4 protein-coding genes are annotated in these 4,653 nt (G+C 67.9%); all 4 read left to right on the top strand.

What is annotated here, in order from left to right; all coding sequences use genetic code 11:
- Nucleotides 1–151: 151 nt before the first annotated feature.
- A complete protein-coding gene (locus tag QSG27_RS27760) occupies nucleotides 152–790 on the top strand; it encodes a YdcF family protein (protein ID WP_306711942.1) in 639 nt (212 codons plus the stop codon).
- Nucleotides 791–802: 12 nt separating this feature from the next.
- The gene (locus QSG27_RS27755) at nucleotides 803–1,594 is read left to right on the top strand and encodes a lysophospholipid acyltransferase family protein (protein ID WP_306711940.1); all 792 of its coding nucleotides are present in this window, start codon (nucleotides 803–805) and stop codon (nucleotides 1,592–1,594) included.
- 99 nt (nucleotides 1,595–1,693) lie between these two features.
- Nucleotides 1,694–3,922: an adenosylcobalamin-dependent ribonucleoside-diphosphate reductase gene (locus QSG27_RS27750; protein ID WP_306711938.1), complete on the top strand. Its 2,229-nt coding sequence runs from the start codon at nucleotides 1,694–1,696 to the stop codon at nucleotides 3,920–3,922.
- A 231-nt stretch (nucleotides 3,923–4,153) separates the two neighbouring features.
- Entirely contained in the window at nucleotides 4,154–4,555 is a 402-nt protein-coding gene (locus QSG27_RS27745; RefSeq protein WP_306711935.1) for a hypothetical protein, read from the top strand.
- Nucleotides 4,556–4,653: the final 98 nt, after the last annotated feature.

The following is a 4,653-nucleotide window of genomic DNA, read 5'->3' as shown; positions in this document are numbered from 1 at the left end:
CATCGACGAGATCGAGGCTGAGGTGCTTCCGGACCAGAAGCATCAGGTCGTCCGCAAGCTGAAGTCCGAAGGCCGCGCGCTGGACGGTGCTGCGCACGCTGGAGTCGATGCCGTGACCGCCACCCCCGTTCCCCCGCCCGGAGGCTGACGGATGGCGGTCCACCCGCGGCGCGCCCGCTTCCTGCGGGCTTTCCGACGGCTGCTGCTGCTGGCGGTGCTGGGCGGGCTCCTGTGGACGGGCGGGCTGTTCTGGTTCGCCGCCTCGATCCCCCGCACCCCGCCGCCGCCGGGCAGCGCGGAGGCCACCCGCGGCACCGACGCCATCGTCGTGCTGACCGGCGGCAGCGGGCGGCTGAGCACCGGGCTGGAGCTGCTGGCCGACGGGCGGGCGCGCAAGCTGTTCGTGTCCGGCGTCTATGAGGGGCTGGAGGTGCAGGAGCTTCTGAAACGCTCCCGCCAGTTCCCCGGCGAGATGGAATGCTGCATCACGCTCGGCTATTCCGCGGACAGCACCATCGGCAACGCCTACGAGACGGCGGACTGGCTGCGCGAGCAGGGCTTCACCTCCATGCGGCTGGTCACCGCCAACTACCACATGATGCGCAGCCTTCTGGAGTTCCGCATGGTGATCCCGGAGGTGGATGTGGTGCCCCACCCCGTCGCCTCCCCCAACGTGCATCTGAACGACTGGTGGCTGTGGCCGGGCACCGCGAACCTGCTGATGACCGAATACAATAAATACATCGTGACGCGGCTTCGCTACACGCTTGAGAAGCTGATCGAATCCTGACAAGTTCCGGCCATGATCTTCCTGCGCTCCCTTGCCTTCAACGTCGCCTTCCATGTGTGGACGGCGATCATCTGCGTCGGCCTGCTGTGGATGCTGCTGCTGCCGCGGCGGGGCATGATCCGCGTGGTCACGTGGTATTTCAGCACCGTGGCGTGGCTGGAGCGCACGCTCGTCGGCATCCGCTACGAGGTACGCGGGCGGGAGCATGTTCCCAAAAGCGGGTCCTTCCTGCTGGCCGCCAAGCACCAGTCGGCCTGGGAGACGATGAAGCTGCACTTCCTCGTCGACGACCCGGCGATCATCCTGAAGCGGGAGCTTCTGTGGATTCCCATCTGGGGCTGGTACGCCGCCAAGGCCCGCATGATCGCCGTGGACCGCGGCGCGAAGGGCCGGGCCGTCGCCTCCATGGTCCGGAACGCCCGTCCGGTGAAGGAGGAGGGACGCCCCATCGTGATCTTCCCGCAGGGGACGCGCGTCGCCGTCGGCGCCTACCGCCCCTACCGGATCGGGGTGGGCGTGCTCTACAAGAGTCTGGACATCCCCATCGTGCCGATGGCGCTGAACGCCGGCCTCTACTGGGCGCGCCACAGCTTCATCAAGCGGCCCGGCACGGTGATCGTGGAGTTCCTGCCGCCCATCCCGCCGGGCCTGGGCCGCGCCGAGGCCATGCGGGAGCTTGAGGAACGGCTGGAGGCCGCCACGGACCGGCTGGTCGTCGCCGCGGGCGGCCCGGCGACCGTGCGCCCGGCGGCGGCGGAACCCGCCGTTTCCGCCACCCGCCGCGAGACCAGCGCCGCTTCCTGAGCGAAGGCGCCGCATCCACGGAACGCAAACGGAGCCGTCCGGTTGACCGTCCGGGGAGTGCTCCCTACTCTTCCGTACATGCGGAAGGAAGGAGAGCGCATGCCGGGCATCGCCGCGATATCCCAGCGGATCTGGGACATGAAGTACCGCTTCAAGTCCGCCGCGGGCGAACCCATCGACCAGACCATCGCCGACACCTGGCGCCGTGTCGCCACGGCGCTCGCCGCCACCGAAGCCGATCCACAGGTCTGGGCGCCGCGGTTCGAGCGTGCGCTGTCCCGTTTCGAGTTCCTGCCGGCCGGGCGCATCCTGGCTGGAGCCGGCACAGGCCGGACGGTGACGCTGTTCAACTGCTTTGTCATGGGGACGATCGAGGACGACCTCGGCGCCATTTTCGCCCACCTGCGCGAAGCGGCTCTGACCATGCAGCAAGGCGGCGGCATCGGCTACGACTTTTCCACCCTGCGGCCCAAGGGCACCTTCGTGAAGGGGGTGGGTGCCGACGCCTCCGGCCCGCTGTCCTTCATGGACGTGTGGGACGGCATGTGCCGCACCATCATGTCGGCGGGCGCCCGGCGCGGCGCGATGATGGGCACCCTGCGCTGCGACCATCCCGACATCGAAGATTTCATCGACGCCAAGCGCGAGCCCGGACGGCTGCGCATGTTCAACCTGTCGGTCCTGGTCACCGACGCCTTCATGGATGCCGTGCGGGAGGACCGGCTCTGGCCGCTGGTCTTCGACGGGCGTGTCCACCGCGAGGTGCGCGCCCGCGGCCTGTGGGACCGCATCATGCAGGCGACCTACGCCTACGCCGAGCCCGGCGTGATCTTCATCGACCGGGTGAACGAGCAGAACAACCTGGGCTATTGTGAATCCATCTCCGCGACCAATCCATGCGGAGAGCAACCGCTGCCCCCCTATGGCGCCTGTCTGCTCGGCTCGATCAACCTCGCCGCCCTGGTGCTGGACCCGTTCGAGGAGACGGCCCGGCTCGACGTCGGCCGGCTGAGCGAACTGACGGCCCTGGCGGTCCGGATGATGGACAATGTGGTGGACGCCTCCCGTTTCCCGCTGGAGCGGCAGGCCCAGGAGGCCCACGCCAAGCGCCGCATCGGGTTGGGCGTCACCGGGCTGGCCGACGCGCTGATCCTCTGCCGTGTGCGCTACGGCGGCGAGGCGGCGGTGGCCCTGACCGAATCCTGGCTGAAGACCATCCGCAACGAAGCCTACCGCGCCTCCGCCCTTCTGGCGGCGGAAAAGGGGGCCTTCCCGCTTTTCGACCGCGACGCCTATCTGGACGCCCCGATGGTGCGCGGGCTGGATGGGGACGTGCGCACCCTGATCGCGGAACACGGCGTCCGCAACGCGCTCCTCACCTCCATCGCGCCGACCGGCACGATCTCGCTGTTCGCGGACAATGTGTCTTCCGGAATCGAGCCGGTCTTCTCCTACAGCTACGAGCGCGCCGTCCTGATGCCCGACGGCACTCGCCGCACGGAGGAGGTGAGCGACCATGCGCATCGCCTGTTCCGCGCGCGGTTCGGCGCCGATCACCCCCTGCCCGACTATTTCGTGGACGCGCAGTCCCTGACCCCGGCGGAGCATGTGGTGATGCAGGCGGCGGCCCAGCGCCATGTGGACAGTTCCATCTCCAAGACCATCAATTGTCCGGAGGATCTGCCCTTCGACGCCTTCAAGGACGTTTACTGGCAGGCTTACGAACTGGGTTGCAAGGGCTGCACCACCTACCGTCCGAACGCGGTGACCGGCGCCGTCCTGTCGGTGAGGAAGGAGGGCGCCGCCATGGCGGCCAAGCCGCCCGACCGTCCGGAAACCCTGCCGGGCGAGACCTACAAGGTGCGCTGGCCGGACAGCGACCACGCCATGTACATCACCATCAACGACATCGTGGACGGCGGGCGGCGCCGTCCTTTCGAAGTCTTCATCAACTCCAAGAACATGGAGCATTACGCCTGGACCGTGGCGCTGACCCGCATGATCTCCGCCGTGTTCCGCCGCGGCGGCGAGGTCGGCTTCGTGGTGGAGGAGTTGAAGGCGGTCTTCGACCCGCGCGGCGGTGCCTGGATGCAGGGGCGCTACGTCCCCTCCCTGCTGGCGGCTATCGGGGACGTCATCGAACGGCATCTGAAGGCCATCGGCATGCTGCCGGACGACGGGGCGCTGACCGCCAACCCCACCCCTCCAGCCGCCGGAACGGAGGCGGCCAACCTCCGGCAATGCCCGAAATGCGGCCAGCCCGGCCTGGTCCGTCAGGAGGGGTGCGACAACTGCCTGAACTGCGGTTATTCGAAATGCGGTCCGTGAAGCGACGGGCACTGCCGTCACGGTGCTCGTCCACGCCGCGATCCGTCACCGCAATGACGCGGCCCATGTGATTCTGGGCGCCATACTTCTGGCCCTGCTCACGATCCCTCCATCAGGTGGCGACCCTGTACGGCCCCACCGGAGAGCGCCTGTTCATCAGCCCGTTCTCCATCCCCGTACCGATGGTGCCGAGCGTCATCAGCACCGTCCTGATGTGACGTTTCGCGATGGTTGTCAACACGGCGGACCGGCTCAACGCGCAAGCTGCGCCGGGAGATCGCCGACGCGGAGGCGGCGCGGCGCATCAGCCTGACCCGCGACCTACACGACGGTCTCGCCGGCCAACTGGTGTCGATGGTGGCGCTCAGCGACCGGACGGGCGCCGATGCCCGAAATGCCCGACGCGAAACGCCCGATGGGGTGACTCTGGCCAAGGCGCACCGACTGGTCGTGGACAACCTGATGATGCTGGGCGGTGGCGCCCGCATGGTGGAGGTGGCGCGCCGCATCGTCACCAAGGTGACATTGACGCCGACGCCTGAGGGCAACGGACTGGAGACCGAGATGGAGGGAGGCTTCACGAGGGCGGAAGAACTGCTCCAAGCCCTTGAAAGCAAACAACCCGCCTCGTGAGAGGCGGGTTGTTTGATGGTATTGGTTGCGGGGGCAGGATTTGAACCTGCGACCTTCAGGTTATGAGCCTGACGAGCTACCGGGCTGCTCCACCCCGC

Origin of the sequence: Azospirillum isscasi (genome assembly GCF_030849505.1) — a bacterium.
Lineage (GTDB): Bacteria > Pseudomonadota > Alphaproteobacteria > Azospirillales > Azospirillaceae > Azospirillum > Azospirillum isscasi.
This window is presented reverse-complemented; position numbering and strand designations above follow the sequence as displayed.